The organism is Allobosea sp. RCC_152_1 (assembly GCF_041360765.1).
In the GTDB taxonomy this organism is placed as follows: Bacteria; Pseudomonadota; Alphaproteobacteria; order Rhizobiales; family Beijerinckiaceae; genus Allobosea; species Allobosea spartocytisi.
In genome coordinates this window covers 212,109-229,454 of record NZ_JBFUPU010000006.1, presented here as the reverse complement: position 1 = coordinate 229,454, position 17,346 = coordinate 212,109, and the positions used below count along the sequence as shown (strand labels likewise).

Sequence of the window (17,346 nt, the reverse complement as noted above, 5' to 3'; positions counted from 1 at the left end):
CGCGTGCCAGCGCGCAATGGAGAACGAAGATCCGGAGCCAGCGGCAGGGCGGCGGATAGCCAAGGGAGGATCAGCGGCCATGGGCCGAACCGGCTGTGTAGGGCGGTGACAAAACCATGTGGAGCGCCGCCGTTTGTGGTGTCGCGGGCGGCGTAAAAGTCGGCCAGTGGATAGGCTGGTCCCTTTTGGGGTTGCCGGGGATGTTCGCTGTGGAGGTCTACGCGGCGGTTCGGGATTTTGTTTTCAATCAGGGGAAGAGCCGTCGCGAGGCGGCGCGAGTCTTTGGTCTCAGCCGCGAGACGATTGCGAAGATGTGCCGGTTCTCGCTGCCGCCGGGGTACACGCGAACGAAGCCTGCCGAGAAGCCGAAGCTGGGCCCGCTGCTGCCGGTGATCGACGCGATCCTGGATGCGGACAAGGGCGCGCCGGTGAAGCAGCGTCATACGGCCAAGCGGATCTTCGAGCGTCTTCGCGACGAGCACGGTTTTGCCGGCGGCTACACGGTGGTGAAGGATTACGTGCGGATCGGCCGGACGCGTGGGCGCGAGATTTGTGCCTCTGGCGCATCCGCCTGGGCACGCTCAGGTCGACTTTGGCGAGGCGATCGCTGTGATCGGCGGGGTCCGTCAGAAGATCCATTTCTTCTGCATGGACCTGCCGCAGTCCGACGCCTGCTTCGTGAAGGCCTATCCGCGAGAGACGACGGGAGCTTTTCTGGACGGTCATGTCTGTGCCTTCGGCTTCTTCGAAGGGACGCCGCTGTCGATCCTCTATGACAACACGCGCATCGCGGTGGCGAAGATCTGCGGCGACGGCAAGCGCGAGCGAACCCGCGCCTTCACCGAGTTGGTCAGTCATTATCTGTTCCAGGACCGGTTCGGCCGTCCCGGCAAGGGCAACGACAAGGGCAAGGTCGAGGGGCTGGTCAAATACGCCCGCTCGAACTTCATGACGCCGATCCCGGTGGACGCGAGCTTCGAGGCGCTGAACGCCAGGCTGGCCGAGCGATGCCGGCTCCGGCAATGCGAGCGGGCCGGGCGGCATGCCGGGACGATCGGAGAACGGCGCGTGTCTCCATCCCGACACTCCGGTCGTCGAGGTGAACGAGAAGGACGGCCGGGTCGAGCTGAAGCTGGAGTCGGGCCACACCGTCACGGCTGGTCATGCCGTGATCGCGACCAACTCACCGATCCATGACCTCGTCGCCCTGCACACGAAGCAGGCGCCCTACCGGACCTATGCCATGGGCTTCGAGATCGAGACCGGGAAGCTCGACGACGCCCTCTACTGGGACACCCAGGATCCCTATCACTACGTCCGCCTCACGTCCGGCGAGGATGGCAAGGACATCGTGATCGTTGGTGGCGAGGATCACAAGACGGGCGAGGCGGATGACGCCGATGCACGTTTCGCCGCTCTCACCTCCTGGGCCAAGACCCTCATCCCGGATCTCGGTCCCGAGCGCTATCGCTGGTCTGGCCAGGTCATGGACACGCTCGATTATTGCGGCTTCATCGGACGGGAGGCGGGAAGCAAACGCGTGCTCGTTTCCACGGGCGATTCCGGGCAAGGCATCACTCACGGCGTCGTTGCCAGCCTGCTCATTCCCGACCTGATCCTGGGTCGGGAGAATGAGTTCGCCGCGGTCTACGATCCCGACCGCAAGCCCATCAAGGCCGCGTCGACCTATGTGAGCGAGAACATCACAGCGGTGAAGAACTTCGCCGAATATCTCGCACCTGGGGAGCTGTCCTCCATCGATGAGCTTAAGCCCGGACAAGGCGCGATCGTCAGGCCCGGAATCAGCAAGATCGCGGCCTACCGGACCGAGAAGGGCGAGGTCATCGAGAAGTCGGCGGCATGCACGCATCTCGGCTGCCACCTTCACTGGAACTCGTTCGAGGAATGCTGGGACTGCCCCTGTCACGGATCGCATTTCGCGCCGGACGGCAGCGTCCTGAACGCCCCGGCGATCGGACCTCTCGCGGACGTCGAGGCATCGTCATGATCCATCATGTCTCGCTCGGCACCAATGACGTCGCCCGGAGCAGGAAGTTTTATGACGCCGTGCTCGGGGTACTCGGACTGGGCCTACTCAAGGCGTCGCAGGACTCCGCGGATTATGGCGTGTCCACCGTCCTCTTCAGCTTGGAGACGCCCGTCAACGGCAAGCCCGATTCCAACCGATCGGGACCTTGGCGACTCACTTGAAGGAGAGCGACATGTCCTTTCGCGCCAGTGTCTCCGTCCTTGCGCTTTGCTGCTCAGCACAAGCTCAGATTTACCCGCCGGGCGGTTCTAAACACCTCCGGCACTGGGGTGAAGCAAGCCGATCTCATGGAAAACATCAATGAGGACCGGCGGCTGCGCATGCGCTTCCACTCGTCGCTCACCCTGGCAGCCGCTCTCTTCGCTCTCGGCTTTCTCCTAATCTACAGTTGGCTGGCCGGTCGGTGGTGACTCGTCTGCTAAACTTTGGGTGGCAAGCTTCCGCGATCAAAAACCGGTACGGATTCGGTCGGTCCCTCGGGGCTGTTGCCCACGGGAATATCCTCTGCTGCCTTCCGCACGGCCTCCTCGGCCTCGCTCAGGCCGCCTGGGGTATCGTTCGCATCGCTGCCTTCGTCGTGCACATTGGTACGGTCGCTCGTTCGCCTGCCGGTTTGCACCGAATCGGAAGCGAGCGGGCTTTCCGCTGGTGTGACCAAGCGCCGCTCATCTTCGAGCAATGTTGGATTCTCACGTGGCTTTTGCATGGCATTCTCCTTCATTGGAGGAAGCCATTGGGTTGGGGTTTGTTCCTTGACTGTTATTGCAAGGGTGAGCTGATGCCGCGACCATCTTGTCGAACGGGTAAGCGCCCTCGGGCTAGAGCCACTACATGACCTATTCGGCCTGATCTGATCCATGTCGATCTCGATACCTCAGCCTGGACTGCAGGTTCAGACCCGGCTGGTCATGGCAGACTGCTATCGCCATGTCTGGTCATTGCCTCTTCTGCCGAAGCAGCCGCGACGAAAAATTGCTGGCGATCAGTCGACGTCGGCGACGTCGCTTCGATCTGATAGCGTTTCGGGTACTGATACCGGTGGACTTAGCGCGCATACCAAATCCGGCGCGAACTCGACCGTCGCGCCGGCTGAAATGCCTCAAGCTGACGCCTTGACCCGACCGCGCTTCGGAGTCGCAGGCTCCGGCGCTGTCTTCCGACGCTCATTGCCGAGGCCCATTTTCTTCGCAAGCTGCGAGCGAGCCTCGGCATAGTTCGGCGCGACCATAGGATAGTCGGGCGGAAGGTTCCATTTCGCACGATATTGATCGGGCGACATGTCGAAGGCGGTGCGCAGGTGCCGTTTTAAAGATTTGAAACGCTTGCCGTCCTCCAAGCATATCAAGAAGTCGGGGGTGATCGACTTCTTGATCGACACTGCCGGGGTGGCTTTTTCCTCGAGCACCGGCGCGGGAGCTTGGCCAAGTCCGGCCAGCGCAGCGTGCGTGCTAGCAATCAACGCCGGAAGCTCAGCCGTTGGCACGCTATTGTGCGCGACAAATGCCGAAACGATATGCGCGACCAGGTCGCCGAGCGCTCCGTTGTTTTCTGACAATTTCAATCTCCTCGGCCTCTAACGAGAGCTTACGATTCAACCCTTTTATTACAGAGTTTTTATTTGGCAACAAATCTAGAAGAACTTTCATTAATTCTCAACGTTCAGACGCAGAAATTCGACAACCAATCGCTAAAACGCGCGGTCCAACCGGATCTGCATCCAAATCGAAGATCGCGCGAGCCAGATGGAAAAACTCCGGCGCTGCCGACGATTCATTTGCTGCAGAGGAACGGCTTCCGACGCTCCGCGTTTACCGGCGATACAATTTGGGGAAGATCCGTGCCGGAACATCCACCACCGCCGCCTCGCCAAGCTGCCAAAGGCGCGCTTCTGATTGTCGTGACCATCGCCGCGATCATCGTTACGATCTTCATCGGCTTTAACATCTACCACGCCAAGACGCTTCGCGAGGAAAAGGCCGGCCAAATCGATCAGCGAGACGCCCCCAAAAGTCCGACGGATTTGCAGGCCCCACGAAATCCGCAGCGGCCCTAAACAGGTCGCGCCTTTACGGCCATCGATCGCGCCGCTGGATTGCCTGTTCAGCCGCCGACGAGACGGCCGTTCAGGAAGACATTGAGCGGGATACAGCCGAGCGGGCGATCAAAAGATGTCCTCGATCTCTGCCGGCTTTGCCCTCGTCCTGGCGCGGATAATGAACTCGAGGTCAAGCGCGGGAAGAATGTCGCAACGCGTTCCGAACTGCCTCCCTGGCGCGCCACTCTCTACAGCCGAGATGGTCGCTTGACGCAGCTTCGTTCGATCCCCGACGCTCGTTTGGTTCAAGCCGATCTTGCGGCGCTGCCGGCGGATGGCGTCTCCGATTTGCTTAGGCGTTCAGGCTATCTGGTCCACGGCGCGCCCCTTAGGTACGCCGTATACGGCAAAGCAAATAAATGTCAGATACGCCTCGGCGTATCTAAGACCTTCCGCCGCGTCTCCGTGCCAGACGGCTTCTCACGCTTGGGCTGGCGACCGATACCATGTCGCTCTCTCGAAGATCGTCGGCGATGCCCGGATGGCCCCTTCGAATGCAATTGCGGTCGCTGTCCTGCTCGTCAGGCTTTGGAACATATGAGCCTGGCGGCGTGGTTACATTTGAGAGCCAGCGCTCGCCTGTGAGCGGGTAGCGAATGGCGGTGCACGAAGTTGGTCTCGGCGCTCAGATCGCAGTGATCGCCATCCCGATGACCGCCGCGGCCATCGCCGCTGTGGCGATCCACCCGAGCACTTTCAAAGCCCGCCCGATCACGAACTGCTTCATGATCTTCGGATCGGCCGCCAGAAGCATCAGGATCACCATGATTGGCACGGCGACCACGCCGTTGATCATGGCGCTCCAGACCAGCGCCTTGATCGGGTCGACTGACGTGAAGTTCAAGGCGACGCCGATGGCCGTGGCGACCGAGACAGCCAGATAGAAAGCCTTCGCCTCTCGCGGCTCCCGGGACAGGCCGACGGGCCATTTGGCGGCTTCTCCGATCGCATAGGCTGCCGAACCCGCCAGAACCGGCACCGCCAGGATGCCCGTTCCGAGAATGCCGATCGCGAAGATCGCCTTCGCGAAGGAGCCGGCGATCGGCTCCAGGGCTTTGGCCGCATCGACCGAACTCTGAATGTCCGTCAGTCCAGCCGGGTTCAAGGTCGAGGCCGTTGTCGTCACGATCGCCAGCGCAATTAGGTTGGAGATCGCCATGCCGACCGCCGTGTCGAGCTGAATCCGTTCGCGCGCAGGCGTTGCCTGTTCGGGATGTTCGACGAGAGGCTCTTCCCGAGGCTTCTCCTTGAGGTCCTCCGCCTCCTGCGAAGCTTGCCAGAAAAACAAATACGGGCTGATGGTGGTCCCGAAAATGGCGACGACGATCGACAGATAGTCCGCGTCGAACGAAAGCCTGGGCAGCACAATGCTCGTCGCAACGGTCAGCCAGTCGACCTTCACGACGAACAGCGCTGCGACATAGGCCAAGAGAACCAGCGACAGCCATTTCAGCACCGCGACGTAGCGCTTGTATTCCATCAGAACCTGCAAGCCGATGCAGATTGCACCGAAGAACGCGACGTAGATGTGGGCGGGACCTCCGGCCAACATCTTCAGGGCGTCGCCCATCGCGCCGAGGTCGGCTCCAATATTGATGATGTTGGCCACCAGCAGAGGGATGGTCACGGCATAGGCCACCCATCTTGGGTAGCAACGCGCAATATTCCCGGCGAGGCCGCGTCCCGTCGTCCGGCCCACCCGGGCGCTGATGATCTGGATCGCCACCATCAAGGGGTATGTCAGGACGAGCGACCAGCTTGCGCCATGGCCGAACTGAGCCCCTGCCTGCGAATAGGTGGCGATACCGCTGGGATCGTCGTCGGACGCGCCCGTGACCAGCCCAGGACCCAGCAACGTGGGCAGCCGCTTACTAGGTTCGACGACCGGATCGCAAGCGGACCCGGGCTCGGACCGAGGGGAGGAGTCGGCAACCAAGTTCTGCGTTCCCGGCGGCAGCTCCCGCCAGGCGAAGGTCGGCTCCGCAGTTGGACGGAATATGCCCTGGCAACCTGATCAACGATATTGCCGAGCTGGCGGTTCCTCGGAGGGGGCCATGCCGCGGCACATCAGGTTCGCCGATTCAATCGCGACCTTCCCAACGCGTAGCGCGGCGATCGGTACGGGTGAATTCCCGACCTGGCCAAGCCCGTCACAGCGAGCCGGAACAAGTGAGACGCAGCGAGGTTAGCGGACCAGCGGGGGGACCAAAGGGGAGAACCTCAATGCGCACTCTTATCGCAACATCGCTCGCTGCATGCCTCGTCTGCTCAACGGCAATTGCGCAGACGTCGACCACCACCATCACGACGGACCAGCAGAGCAAAGTGAAGACCTACGTGATGAAGGAAAAGCCGGCTTCAGTGAAAGTGACTGAAACTGTCCGTCGGCGCGGCTCTGCCGTCATCGGTGACGTTGCATACGCTCCCGGCAGATGTCGGCGTCCAGTACCGCTATGCCATCGTCAACGACAAGACGGTCCTGGTGGAGCCGACCTCGCGCAAGATCATCCAAGTGATCGAGTGAGCCTGCCGAAGCGCCCGATCACCTCTGAGGAGATCGGGCGCTTTGAAATCTATCTGGCGTGATGTCCGGAACTGGCTGCGGCTACCTCGTTTTGATCATCGTGACCCGCGCGTTGCTTTCGTCCCAGCGCTTCAGGACGTTGAGCGTGATATCGCTTTGGTGGCGGTGTACGCGAAGGTCGAACTGGGAATCGCCCAAGGTCAGCTCGTGAATAATCACATCGTCGAGGAAAGACGGTAGGACAGGGTCGACGAGCTTGACCTCGTTTGCCGCCGCGGGAAGCTCTAAGCCGAGGCAGGCGGACAGCATCGCGAAGGGAGCTGCCGCGGCCCAGGCTTGAGGCGAGCAGGCCACCGGATAGGCCGTCGGCCCGCGGCGCGACTTTCGCAAAAAGCCGCAGAACAGCTCCGGCAAGCGCTGCTGTTCCTGATGGGTCGCGACGTTGAAGATGGCTTCGAATAGGCGCGAGGCCTCCAATTTGAAGCCGTAGGCACCCAAGCCGATGGCGATCAAGGCATTGTCGTGCGGCCAGACCGAGCCATTGTGATAGGACATCGGATTGTAGCGCACTTCCCCAGTATTCAGTGTCCGGATACCCCAGCCGCTGAAGCTGCCTTCGTTCATGAGAGTTCGAGCAATCCGCTCGGCGCGCTCCGGGTACGCGATGCCTCCGAACAGAGCGTGTCCCGCATTCGAAGAACGAACTCGGCAGGGACGCTTGTCGCCATCGAGCGCCAGCGCATAGGAGCCGATCTCCTCGCACCAAAAGGCCCGGTCGAAGCGCTCGCGTAACACCAGTGCCTGCTGCGTCAGCTCGTCGGCGCGCAAGTCGAAGCCTTGGGCGCGGGCCATGACGGCCCCCGCCCGTTTGGCGGCATAGGCATAGGCCTGAACCTCGACGAGCGCGATCGGGCCCCGCGCCAACGATCCATCCGCATGGGAAATCGAATCATGGCTGTCCTTCCAGCCCTGGTTGGCGAGTCCGTTTTCGGTCTCGCGAAAGTATTCAATGAAACCGTCTCCGTCGCGATCTCCGTATGTGTCGCACCATAGGAGCGCAGCCTCGATGTTCTTCCAGAGCCGCTGGATCGTCGCGAGATCGCCGGTACGGTCGAAATACTGGCCCGCGAGCATGACGAAGAGTGGCGTGGCGTCGACGGAGCCGTAGTAGAATCCGAACGGCACTTCCCCCAGATTGGCCATCTCGCCGCTTCGCCGTTCATGAAGGATCTTGCCGGGCTGCGCATCCGCAACCGGGTCGCTGCTTACGGCCTGCGCCCGCGCCAGATGCAGCAAGACCCCACGTGCCACCGCCGGATCGGCCCACAAGAGCATCATCGCCGTAATGATCCCGTCCCGTCCGAACATGGTGGAGAACCAGGGAATCCCGGCATAGGGGTAGAGCCCGTCGGCTCCGCGGGTCACGAGTGTATAGAGATCCGAGGTCGACCGGCTCATCAGGTCGGTGAAGAGGGCGTTCGACGACTTGACCTTAGATACGTTAGCCGTCAGCGCACGAAGGCCCCGGCGGGCATTCTGGTAGGCCCTGGCGAACTCCAGCGGCGGCGCGCCGGGCGCGGTACCGATGGGCAGGATATCGCCCCTCGAAGCCTCAACCAAATCGCAAGCGGCAGTCAGGAGAAGCGAGGTCCGCTCGCCTGGTTCGAGGCGGAAACGGAACGAGGCCAGGCCATTCCTCAATTCGTATGGGTTGGGCTTGAAGCGCAGAACCGTTCTTCTAACCCTGTCGTCGAGGCCGCGATACGCGAAGCGGACCCCCTCCGACGCGATCTGCGTCTCCGTCTCGCCGCGCCGGGCGCGCTTCATACCGCGAACTTCAAAAAGATCCCGAAAATCCGCGCCGAAGGACAAGGACAGCGTGAACTCATGCGGGACCCGGTCAAAGTTGCGCAACCCGACCCGTTCGTAACAGACCGCGTTCCAAAGGAACTTCGTCCGCTCGATCGCGATGGCGTCCCGGGGAATGGCGGTTGATCCGTCACTCCGGATAATCTCAGGATTGGCGAGATCCACCGTCAAGGCGGTGTTGTCGTCCTGGATTACCGAGCCGAGGAGCAAGGGGCGCTTGTCCTCGAAGAACAGTTCCAGCCGAGAGAGATGCCGGGTGTCGTTGCAGAACAAGCCCTCGGAGGTGTCCGGCGTGATCCCGATGTCGCCGTGGCTATCGAGGACGGCAAAAGTGTCGCCGGATTTCAAGGTCCGCAGCGGACGCTCGACGAGCGAGGGATGCGCATCAAGGGCATGATCGGACGAAGGCTCAGATCGTCCGGCAATTTCCGGCTGTCTTGAGGCAGCGATCTGCTCATGCATTCCAAGTTACTCCTCGTCGGAGGCCCGGCGGTTCGTTCACCCGATTGGCTCATGGCTCTGCGTCTATTCTGCGGCCTTGGTGTAACCTTGTGGCGAGGACAGAAGACGGTCGAATGCCACGAGATAATCGCCTGCCATCCGCTCTGCAGTGAAGTGCTGTTCAAAATGGGCCCGCACTCGGAAACGATCGATGGCGGCGCTGCGTTCACAGGCCGAAATGGCCTCAGCGATCGAGTCAACGATGATTCCGGACACGCCGTCGCCGAGGATCTCCGGCACGGAGCCGTTGCGCCAAGCGATCACGGGCGTTCCTGCCGACATCGCTTCGATCATGACAAGGCCGAATGGCTCCGGCCAGTCGATCGGAAACAGTAACGCCCGGGCGCCGCCGAGAAAAGGCCCCTTCTGCGCCTCGTCGATTTCTCCAATGAACTCGATCAACGGATGATCAAGCAGCGGCTCGATTTGAGACCTAAAATATTCCTCGTCGACCGCATCGACCTTCGCCGCGACCCGCAGACGCATGCCGGCACGCTTGGCGATCTCGATCGCGCGGTCAGGTCGCTTCTCGGGCGTGATCCGTCCGAGAAAGGCAAGGTAGTCCCCTCCCCGCGGATCGAACGGACACAGGCCCGGCCCCAGGCCGTGGTGGACCGTCGCCAGCCAGTTCGCGGTGGATGGCATGGGTTTTCGCTGTCCGTCCGAAATCGAGATCAGCGGCATCCGCGGGAAGGCCTCATAGACCGGGAGGAAATCAGGCAGGTCCAGGCGACCATGCAGCGTCGTCACGCATTTATGGGTCAGGTCCGAGAACATCGCGTGCTGGAGCAGATCGAGATGGAAATGGATGATGTCGAATGACTCCTGCCGTTCCCGGACCTTCGCGAGCATGGCGAGGTGGCTGGCCGTGTGATCTCGGATGCCTGCCAGCCGCAAGCCCTGCGGTGCGCAGGCGACCAGTTCGGCAGAGGTCTCGGAATCGCCGGACGCGAACAAGGTGACCCGATGTCCCTGCCGCACAAGTTCCTCGGTAAGCCACGACGCCACTCGCTCCGTGCCGCCATACAATCGGGGAGGAACCGACTCCGCCAGTGGCGCAACTTGCGCGATCCGCATCCCTTGTTCTCCGGTCAATCTAGCCCGCGAATGCGAGCGTATTTTCAACGCCGGTCCGGGCCAGAAGTTCGCGATCAGAGCTCTTCGACGTGGGCTTCCGCACGTATACTCGAGACAGTCTCTGGCATGGCCATCAGGATGAGGAGGAGAGCGATCACGCCCACCCCGGCGAGCACGGCAAAGGCGATGCTGTAACCACCCCAAACGACTAGGCTGCCAGCGAATGCATAGCTCGACGCTCCTCCTACGCCTTGAATGGCGCCGAGCATCCCGCGCGCCATGTTGTAGCGACCGCTGCCCAGGACGGCGCCGTACAGAACGAGCGGCAGGAGTACATCGAACAGCCCGGCTCCGACCCCGTCGAGTAGCTGAAAGGCGATCATCCAGGAGGGATCGTCGACCGCGAAGAACAGAATGCCTCGCAACGGCAGAGCCGCGAACGCCAGAATAAGCAGCGGCTTGGCGCCGATCCGGTTGGCGCGCATAACGAGGAAGGCCATCGGGATAGTCGCAAGCTGGGCAACGATGATCGCCGCAGACGTCACGGCGGACTCGAAGCCCTTTGCTTCGAGCGCCAGCTTCTGGCTAGCGAGAGCCAGCATCGGCGCATTGGCGAAATGAAACAGCGCCGTACCGATCGCCAGCACGGTAAAGGGGCGTTCGGCGAACAATTGCCGCCATGGATACGGCCGGCTATTATTTTCCGGGATGACTTCATCGAGGCCGCGAGCGCGCTGATGATCGAGGGCGCCGGCTGGGATTGAAAGAACGGCGATCATCGAGAGGCCGGCGAACAGCGGAAGCATGTAGAAGACACCACGTTGCCCGAAATGCGTGCCGACTACCGCGGCCAAAGCGGCAATGAACAGGTTGCCAAACCGGTCGAACGCGGCGTTGCGGCCGAGCTGCGCGGCGAGGTCGCGGGCGCCATAAAGCCCGAGCGTGATCGCCGCGGTCGTGGGTACGAAGACGGCCCCCAAAAGCGCCATACTGACATCCGCGACGAACACGACCGCTATCGTCGGATAGGTCGCAATGGCGGTTCCCAGAAGCGCAAGGAGCCAGGCCCCACCAATCATGAGACCGCGCTTGGCGCGCGTGGCGTCGATCAAGGCGCCGATCGGCGCATGAAAAGTAATACCGATAAGACCGCTGGCGGTTAGCAAGGCTCCGATCTTCGCTTGGTCCCAGCCGACCTCCGTGAGCAGGAAGACATTGACGTAGGGCCCCAGCCCGCCGCGCAGATCCGCCAGCAGGAAGTTCAGCCAATCGAGGCTTGCCCGATGCGACATTCGCTCCTCGCTTCGCAAGTGCCCACGCTCAGCAAGGCCGGAGCGAAACGGTGTTCCGCTGGAGCCTTTTCCTAGCGCCACAGCCAGTAATCGTTGTCGACGAGTCACGGTTCCGTGCGGCGGCGAGCTGGGCCCGCCGCCCCCCAAATCGCCATCCGCGCATCGCAATCGCCTGGGACTAGCAATGACCCGGAATGTTCGTTCGCTCATAGGGCGAGAGCTCCTCTGGCCAGCAACGCCGGCCTCCATCTTTCGGTCGCAAATATCGCCCCGCTGAAGACTGGAACCCAAGTCGGCCAGTGCGGTTAAGGGGTTTTCACATCCAGCCAGGAGGCTCCAATGGCCGCTGAACCCAAGAAGCTCGACGACCTCTTTCTCGATACGCTCAAGGACATCTATTATGCCGAGAAGCAGATCCTGAAGGCTTTGCCGAAGATGGCGCGCGCAGCCACTTCGCCGGAGGTCAAAAAGGCGTTCGAGACCCATCGGGACGAAACCGAAACCCATGTCGAGCGGCTCGCCGAGGTGTTCGAGCTTCTCGGGAAGGCGCCTCGCGGCAAGACTTGCGACGCTATCCTCGGCATCATCGACGAGGGAAAGAGCATCATCGAAGAGTTCGAGGGCAGTCCCGCGATCGACGCGGGTCTGGTCGCCGCCGCTCAGGCCGTCGAGCACTACGAAATCGCCCGCTACGGCACTCTCAAGACCTGGGCTAATGAGTTGGGCCTGAAGCAGGCCGTAACCCTCCTCGACCAGACGCTGAGCGAGGAAACCAAGACTGATCAGCTTCTGTCTAAGATCGGCATCTCCTCGGCGAACAAGAAGGCAGCCTGATGCCCCTTTGGTGCATCGCAACCGAAGGGCGCCCGCTCCCGGAGCATGCGGACCTTAGCGATCCCGCAATCTCCGGGAGCTTGCGAACGAGATGACGGCGACATTCGAAATCCGCCGCTCCGGCAGCGATTGGATTCTGACGAGCGGCGCGGCGGTGACCCACCTTCGCAAACCGGCGAGCGGGCTGGTCGAAGACGCCGTTACCAAGTGGCAGAGTGCGGAAGGAAACCCCATGCGCATAACGACAGCGGAAGCCTATACCGAAGCGGCCGCGCGGATTCGGAGTCTGTCCGACGCCAAGGAGGGCAGTCCGCAGGCAGAGGAATTGGCAGAACTCATTGCAGCGGTGAGGCAGTGGGACGCTCGCAAATCCTCCCTGGGTCAGGGGGATGCATCAGCGCCTGGATATACCCAAACTGCGCAACGGCCAGGTCAGCCCGGCGCCGCAGACGAAACTCGGGCAGGTCCAAACCCGATGTCTCGTCACCCGACGGGAGCGCATCCCCCGTTCGAACGCGGCGATACCGAGAGTTTCGCGGCGGCGAAGCATGAAGCGGACCCAGCAGAATCATCCGGAGATGGTCAGCCCGCCGGTCGACGCAGCGCAATGATCCGTTCGATCCGCAAGACCTGATCGCCGGAGAGATTTTCTTGAAGGGATGAATAATGGCGGCCCATGGGCTGGTGCATGGCGAGCTCGGCCTGAACTGCATTCACCTTTGCGTCGACATGCAGCGACTTTTCGGGCCGGGTTACCCTTGGGCCTTCCCTTGGCTCCAGAAGGTTCTGCCGGCGGTCGAGGAATTATGCCGATCTCACCCGGAACGGACTCTCTTCACCCGCTTCATCCCGGCCGAGCGCGAGGGGGACGGGCGCGGCACATGGCAGCGCTATTATCGGAGATGGCCGGAGGTCACCTTGGAAAGGGCCGGCGTTGAAGCCGTCCGCCTCCTGCCCTCTCTTGAGCGGTTCGTTCCGCCCGCCCATGTGCTGGACAAGAGGGTTTACTCACCCTGGAGCGAAGGCCGCCTCGATCACTTCATCGCCGAGCGTGAAATCGATACGGTCATCATCACCGGCGGCGAGACCGATGTCTGTGTTCTCGCGACCGTGCTTGGAGCCGTCGATCGAGGCCTGCGGGTCGTACTGGTCATCGACGCCTTGTGCAGCTCATCTGACGCAACGCACGACGCACTGATGGAACTGTACCTTTCCCGCTTCAGCCAGCAAATCGAGGCCGCTTCCACCAGCGAGGTCCTGGTACAGTGGCGGTAGCGGGTGGCACACCGGCAACCCGCGAACTGAGGCTGCTGTATTTCGTCGGTGTTCTGGGAGATCCGCCGCGCTCGAAGATCCGCTTTCAGCGTTGCGACCTTCCAGCGAAGCGATCTGGTTTGCCTTGCCGTGATGAGGGAGCGCATCTGCCGGCCTTCGCCTTCGGCGCCGGGATCGGCGACGTCGTGGATGGCTGGGCCTGGACGCCTAACGTAGTCGCCTTCGCGACGAATGTAAGGACAATGGGTTTTTCTGAAGGGAATGGTCCTCGAGGAGGCTTCCAACGCCGCGGACTACCATTCGAACGGTGGAAGAACGGGTTCTCTTCCCGAAGGAGCTGCGACCGAACAACGCTCTGGAATAATCGTTGTTACCTCACGCGGAGGGTCAGCGAATGTTCGAAGGATTCAAGCTCGCGGCAATCGAGCTGACGAGAGGAGCGATCCGGTTTCGCGTTGGCGGAAGCGGCCCACCGCTTCTGCTTCTCCACGGTCATCCCCGCACGCATACGACTTGGCACAGAGTCGCCACGCTCCTGCGGGAACGCCATACGGTGATCTGCCCAGACCTCCCCGGGTTCGGCGGCTCATATAAGCCTGCCGACCGGTCCGACTATGTAAACTCATCCAAGAGGGCGAAGGCACAAGCTCTGGTCGAGCTGATGAACCAGCTTGGGCACGACTCCTTCGGTGTCGCGGGACACGACAGAGGTTCGTATGTCGCGTTTCGGATGGCGATGGACCATCCCACACGGGTTCGTAGACTGGCGGTTTTGGACAGTGTTCCGATCCTGGAGGCCCTGGAGCGCTGCCGTTTGGAGTTCGCCCAGCGCTGGTGGCACTGGTTTTTTTATGCCCAGCCGGAGAAACCGGAACGCGCGATCGGGACCGATCCCCTAGCCTGGTATGGCGGCTCGCCGGCAGAAATGGGCAAGGAAAATTTTGCAGACTTCCGCGAAGCCATTTCTGATCCGATCACGGTGCACACGATGATCGAGGATTATCGGGCAGGTTTGACTATCGACGCAGACCATGATCGCGACGACCGTGCCAACGCCCGCAAGCTCGATTGCCCCGTCCTGGCGCTCTGGTCGGAGAGAGATGACTTGGTGCATCTCTATGGCGATGTGGTCGCGGTATGGCGCAGATGGGCCAATGACGTTCGCGGAGCCTCCATTCCCAGCGGGCATCATATGGCGGAGGAGGCCCCCGTCGAACTGGCCCGGGCGCTCGATGGGTTTTTTCAAGACGCTGGAACTCGAGATTCTATTTGAAGAAGCACCTGGCAATCGCCACGAAACCACGGAAGCCTCTCGACCGCAGGTACATGGACCCGCCTGAGCCTTCGATGGAATTCGCGCCACCAAGGTCCATTATTCACGACCGGGAATGAGCGTTCATCATCCCGCACCCTATCAACGAGTTCCTTGGCTGGCATGTCGCCCGCGAGCAGGGTCCGGTCGGTATCGAGTGGGTGATGTCCGAGGGAGCCGACGGCGGAGATAGCGTAGCATGCCTGACCCTAGGAGGATGGATCGATTCGATCCGCCACGGCATCCTTCTTTCCCCGTGGTAGAAGCGTCATCACCAAGATGAAAGCGGAAAGAACAAAACAGATGCTATTCGTGACAATGAGAGGCCACTCACCCAGACCAAGTCCATATACGGTCCAGAGAGCGAAGCCCGTGACGGTGAAACTGTAGGTCACCGGAGAGATCGCCTGCGTATCGCGTGTTCTGACGATCCGCCAGGCCTGAGGCACGAAACTGATCGTCGAGCACACCGCCGCGAATGTGCCAGCAACCGCGATCCACTTCATCACAGTCGCCTATCGAGACAGGCGACGAGCATTTGCCCGGACCTTGCGCTGATACCCACGAACAATGCCTTCGGTGCCGTACCTGATGCGGCCTTTCAACACGGCCTGCCGGCTTGCCGCGGTTTTTTCGTTGACCATCCGAGCAGCCTCTCGTTTCGCGGCTGGACCACCCCTTGCGAGTTCGATCCCGCGCAGCCACACGACCTGCTGCGCCTCGAATGCAAGCATCGACATCTGCGGCTTAAACATCCGCAGCCTGTTTTCCGATAGGCTTGCGTGACGTTCTGCCATTTCGGCGGGACCGAGACGTCGCGCCGCGCGCCGCACTCTCTGTGCCAGGCTTCGGTGAGATATCCCTCGCGCGCAAAGCCCAGGCTTCCAGATTAAGCCGATACAAGCCATAGCCCACCGCCCCGGCAAGCATGACCGGCGTGGGCAACCTGGTTGCCAGCAGTGTCAAGGGAACAGCAAATCTCTCGGGGATTTCGCCTCGCTCGACGTTCCGAGCAATCCAGGCTCCAGCCAGACTGGAAAATGCAGCCCGGATCATTTCGTTTCCTCCGCCGCACCCGGCGTGATCGGAACCTGCTCGGCAACAGGGTCACTCGCCGGAAAAGTATCCTTGAGCGCCCTGTCCAGCTTCTGATCGGGTGTCAGTTCTCGCTCTTCCCTACGTTGCGTCTTTTGTTCCCGGCGAAGGCTCTCGACTGCGGGGTTATGCTCGTTCTCCACGGATGTCTCCTTGACTCTTTGACTGAGTGGAGACTGAACGCTGTGGTCCCGCGCTCGTTCCAGTAAGAGCTCGGCAACAAGCGCCGACATTCGCACGGGGAGACATTTCGCCGTTAGGGCCATATTGGCGCGATACCCTTCTGGCTCTTTCCAAAGCCAACCGCCCCAAACGCGTTTCCTCACGGTCGACAGACGGTGGGGCGTGATCCTGGTAACCGCGGCCTTCCCCCATTCGGGCTCGCGACGCGGGAACGTCCAATGGTGCGCCGGAGTTCAGGAAGCTTCTCTGGAGAGGCTACCATGACCCGGGTGACAGTAACCGCCTTGTATTTCGAGCCGCGGGGCTTCGTTCCCAACAATCCCAGGTTGCCTGCCTTGATCTATGAAAGGGCGTTCGATCCTGAGGCGACCATTGATCTCACCACGTTCATGGAGAAGCTTTTCCAAGAAAACGGATGGCCGCCTCAGTGGCGAGATGGGATTTACGAGTTCGACCACTACCACGCCCAGGGCCATGAGGTTCTTGGCATAGCAGCCGGGTCGGCCGAGCTCGTGCTCGGGGGAGAGGGCGGCCGCGAGATCAGGGTGGAAGCTGGCGACGTCTTGCTGCTGCCCGCAGGGACTGGGCATCGGCGCCTCAGGCAGTCCGATGATTTCCTCGTTGTCGGTGCGTATCCGCCCGGCCAGGCTGGAGACATCGTTCGCGAGGAACCATCGCCTGCAATGAAACAGAGGATCGCCCTATTGAGCTTTCCACCCAAGGATCCAGTTTTGGGTGATGAGGGACCGATGCTCCGCTTCTGGGCGAACGCCAGCGTTCCTTGAGGCTCGCAATATCGGACTTGTGCCTGCGGCTGGCGCCTGCAAGGCGCGCGAAATCGATGCGCGGTGCCGTGGCCTGCTGGCCATCTGAATCATGGCGACATCAGCCAATTGGAACCTCGGTGCCAGATTGCCCGTTGCCGACCGTGGCATTCGGAAGGAGAGCTAGCGATGATGTTCGTGGAGCAAATCAAGGAAGGCCAGCGCGTGATCGGATCCGATGGAGGGCATATCGGGACCGTCGACGCTCTGAGTGGCCAGCTCATCAAGCTCAAGAAGAATGATCCAGAGTCGGGCGGAGCCCATCATTACCTTGACCTCGCGCTCGTCGTTGACCTCCAGGACGATACGATCAAGCTGATCATCCCAGCGGCTGAGGCTAAGGAGAGATGGTCGGAGGCGACCGAGTAAATGGACGGACGCCAGCGCGACCATCGTCGCTGGACCCACCCAGGCG

General features: G+C 61.5%; 19 protein-coding genes and 1 pseudogene. 11 read left to right on the top strand and 9 right to left on the bottom strand.

Features of this window, described 5'->3' with window-relative positions; genetic code table 11:
- Positions 1 to 200: 200 nt before the first annotated feature.
- The 3 genes and pseudogenes from istA to AB6806_RS20490 form a co-directional block, all read left to right on the top strand.
- Positions 201 to 1,065, top strand: a pseudogene (istA, locus tag AB6806_RS20500) (IS21 family transposase); the annotation flags it as partial.
- A gap of 34 nt (positions 1,066 to 1,099) precedes the next feature.
- A complete protein-coding gene (locus AB6806_RS20495; RefSeq protein ID WP_370955401.1) occupies positions 1,100 to 2,008 on the top strand; it encodes an FAD-dependent oxidoreductase in 909 nt (302 codons plus the stop codon).
- Entirely contained in the window at positions 2,005 to 2,211 is a 207-nt protein-coding gene (locus tag AB6806_RS20490; protein WP_370955400.1) for a hypothetical protein, read from the top strand. The genes AB6806_RS20495 and AB6806_RS20490 overlap by 4 nt, the downstream gene beginning before the upstream one ends.
- Positions 2,212 to 2,468: 257 nt before the next feature.
- Here the strand turns inward: AB6806_RS20490 and AB6806_RS20485 are convergent, their stop codons facing one another.
- Together AB6806_RS20485 and AB6806_RS20480 are read right to left on the bottom strand one after the other, a co-directional pair.
- A complete protein-coding gene (locus tag AB6806_RS20485; RefSeq protein WP_370955399.1) occupies positions 2,469 to 2,756 on the bottom strand; it encodes a hypothetical protein in 288 nt (95 codons plus the stop codon).
- Between the two features lie 393 nt (positions 2,757 to 3,149).
- Positions 3,150 to 3,605: a Ros/MucR family transcriptional regulator gene (locus tag AB6806_RS20480; protein WP_370955398.1), complete on the bottom strand. Its 456-nt coding sequence runs from the start codon at positions 3,603 to 3,605 to the stop codon at positions 3,150 to 3,152.
- Positions 3,606 to 3,668: 63 nt separating this feature from the next.
- Between AB6806_RS20480 and AB6806_RS20475 the strand changes: the two genes are divergently transcribed.
- On the top strand, positions 3,669 to 4,103 hold the full coding sequence (locus AB6806_RS20475) for a hypothetical protein (RefSeq protein WP_370955397.1): 435 nt from the start codon (positions 3,669 to 3,671) through the stop codon (positions 4,101 to 4,103).
- A 667-nt stretch (positions 4,104 to 4,770) separates the two neighbouring features.
- Here the strand turns inward: AB6806_RS20475 and AB6806_RS20470 are convergent.
- Positions 4,771 to 6,081: an NRAMP family divalent metal transporter gene (locus AB6806_RS20470; protein ID WP_370955396.1), complete on the bottom strand. Its 1,311-nt coding sequence runs from the start codon at positions 6,079 to 6,081 to the stop codon at positions 4,771 to 4,773.
- A 435-nt stretch (positions 6,082 to 6,516) separates the two neighbouring features.
- Here AB6806_RS20470 and AB6806_RS20465 point away from each other — a divergent pair, with 435 nt between their 5' ends.
- Positions 6,517 to 6,669, top strand: coding sequence for a DUF1236 domain-containing protein (locus AB6806_RS20465; RefSeq protein WP_370955522.1), 153 nt, complete (start codon positions 6,517 to 6,519; stop codon positions 6,667 to 6,669).
- Positions 6,670 to 6,750: 81 nt separating this feature from the next.
- Here the strand turns inward: AB6806_RS20465 and AB6806_RS20460 are convergent, their stop codons facing one another.
- The 3 genes from AB6806_RS20460 to AB6806_RS20450 all read right to left on the bottom strand — a co-directional run bounded on the left by AB6806_RS20460 (position 6,751) and on the right by AB6806_RS20450 (position 11,408).
- Positions 6,751 to 9,000: an amylo-alpha-1,6-glucosidase gene (locus AB6806_RS20460; RefSeq protein ID WP_370955395.1), complete on the bottom strand. Its 2,250-nt coding sequence runs from the start codon at positions 8,998 to 9,000 to the stop codon at positions 6,751 to 6,753.
- Between the two features lie 63 nt (positions 9,001 to 9,063).
- Positions 9,064 to 10,116 carry a glycosyltransferase family 4 protein gene (locus tag AB6806_RS20455; RefSeq protein WP_370955394.1) on the bottom strand — a complete coding sequence of 351 codons (1,053 nt, stop codon included), beginning with the start codon at positions 10,114 to 10,116 and terminating at the stop codon, positions 9,064 to 9,066.
- 74 nt (positions 10,117 to 10,190) lie between these two features.
- Positions 10,191 to 11,408 (bottom strand): MFS transporter, encoded by a 1,218-nt coding sequence (locus tag AB6806_RS20450; protein ID WP_370955393.1) that lies wholly within the window; start codon positions 11,406 to 11,408, stop codon positions 10,191 to 10,193.
- 339 nt (positions 11,409 to 11,747) lie between these two features.
- Here AB6806_RS20450 and AB6806_RS20445 point away from each other — a divergent pair, with 339 nt between their 5' ends.
- The 4 genes from AB6806_RS20445 (at position 11,748) to AB6806_RS20430 (ending at position 14,790) form a co-directional block, all read left to right on the top strand.
- Positions 11,748 to 12,242: a YciE/YciF ferroxidase family protein gene (locus tag AB6806_RS20445; protein WP_038366149.1), complete on the top strand. Its 495-nt coding sequence runs from the start codon at positions 11,748 to 11,750 to the stop codon at positions 12,240 to 12,242.
- Between the two features lie 91 nt (positions 12,243 to 12,333).
- A complete protein-coding gene (locus tag AB6806_RS20440) occupies positions 12,334 to 12,876 on the top strand; it encodes a hypothetical protein (RefSeq protein WP_370955392.1) in 543 nt (180 codons plus the stop codon).
- 32 nt (positions 12,877 to 12,908) lie between these two features.
- The gene (locus AB6806_RS20435) at positions 12,909 to 13,517 is read left to right on the top strand and encodes a cysteine hydrolase family protein (RefSeq protein WP_370955391.1); all 609 of its coding nucleotides are present in this window, start codon (positions 12,909 to 12,911) and stop codon (positions 13,515 to 13,517) included.
- Between the two features lie 394 nt (positions 13,518 to 13,911).
- The gene (locus tag AB6806_RS20430) at positions 13,912 to 14,790 is read left to right on the top strand and encodes an alpha/beta fold hydrolase (RefSeq protein WP_370955390.1); all 879 of its coding nucleotides are present in this window, start codon (positions 13,912 to 13,914) and stop codon (positions 14,788 to 14,790) included.
- A gap of 248 nt (positions 14,791 to 15,038) precedes the next feature.
- Here AB6806_RS20430 and AB6806_RS20425 read toward each other — a convergent pair whose 3' ends face one another.
- The 3 genes from AB6806_RS20425 to AB6806_RS20415 all read right to left on the bottom strand — a co-directional run bounded on the left by AB6806_RS20425 (position 15,039) and on the right by AB6806_RS20415 (position 16,067).
- Positions 15,039 to 15,335, bottom strand: a complete 297-nt coding sequence (locus AB6806_RS20425) for a SemiSWEET family sugar transporter (protein WP_038366155.1) — start codon at positions 15,333 to 15,335, stop codon at positions 15,039 to 15,041.
- A 9-nt stretch (positions 15,336 to 15,344) separates the two neighbouring features.
- A complete protein-coding gene (locus tag AB6806_RS20420; RefSeq protein ID WP_112764430.1) occupies positions 15,345 to 15,584 on the bottom strand; it encodes a hypothetical protein in 240 nt (79 codons plus the stop codon).
- A gap of 297 nt (positions 15,585 to 15,881) precedes the next feature.
- Positions 15,882 to 16,067 (bottom strand): hypothetical protein, encoded by a 186-nt coding sequence (locus AB6806_RS20415; RefSeq protein ID WP_142021083.1) that lies wholly within the window; start codon positions 16,065 to 16,067, stop codon positions 15,882 to 15,884.
- A 300-nt stretch (positions 16,068 to 16,367) separates the two neighbouring features.
- Here AB6806_RS20415 and AB6806_RS20410 point away from each other — a divergent pair, with 300 nt between their 5' ends.
- Together AB6806_RS20410 and AB6806_RS20405 are read left to right on the top strand one after the other, a co-directional pair.
- Positions 16,368 to 16,892 carry a cupin domain-containing protein gene (locus AB6806_RS20410; RefSeq protein WP_370955389.1) on the top strand — a complete coding sequence of 175 codons (525 nt, stop codon included), beginning with the start codon at positions 16,368 to 16,370 and terminating at the stop codon, positions 16,890 to 16,892.
- Between the two features lie 168 nt (positions 16,893 to 17,060).
- Positions 17,061 to 17,300 (top strand): DUF2171 domain-containing protein, encoded by a 240-nt coding sequence (locus tag AB6806_RS20405; protein WP_142021085.1) that lies wholly within the window; start codon positions 17,061 to 17,063, stop codon positions 17,298 to 17,300.
- The last annotated feature ends 46 nt before the right edge of the window (positions 17,301 to 17,346 follow it).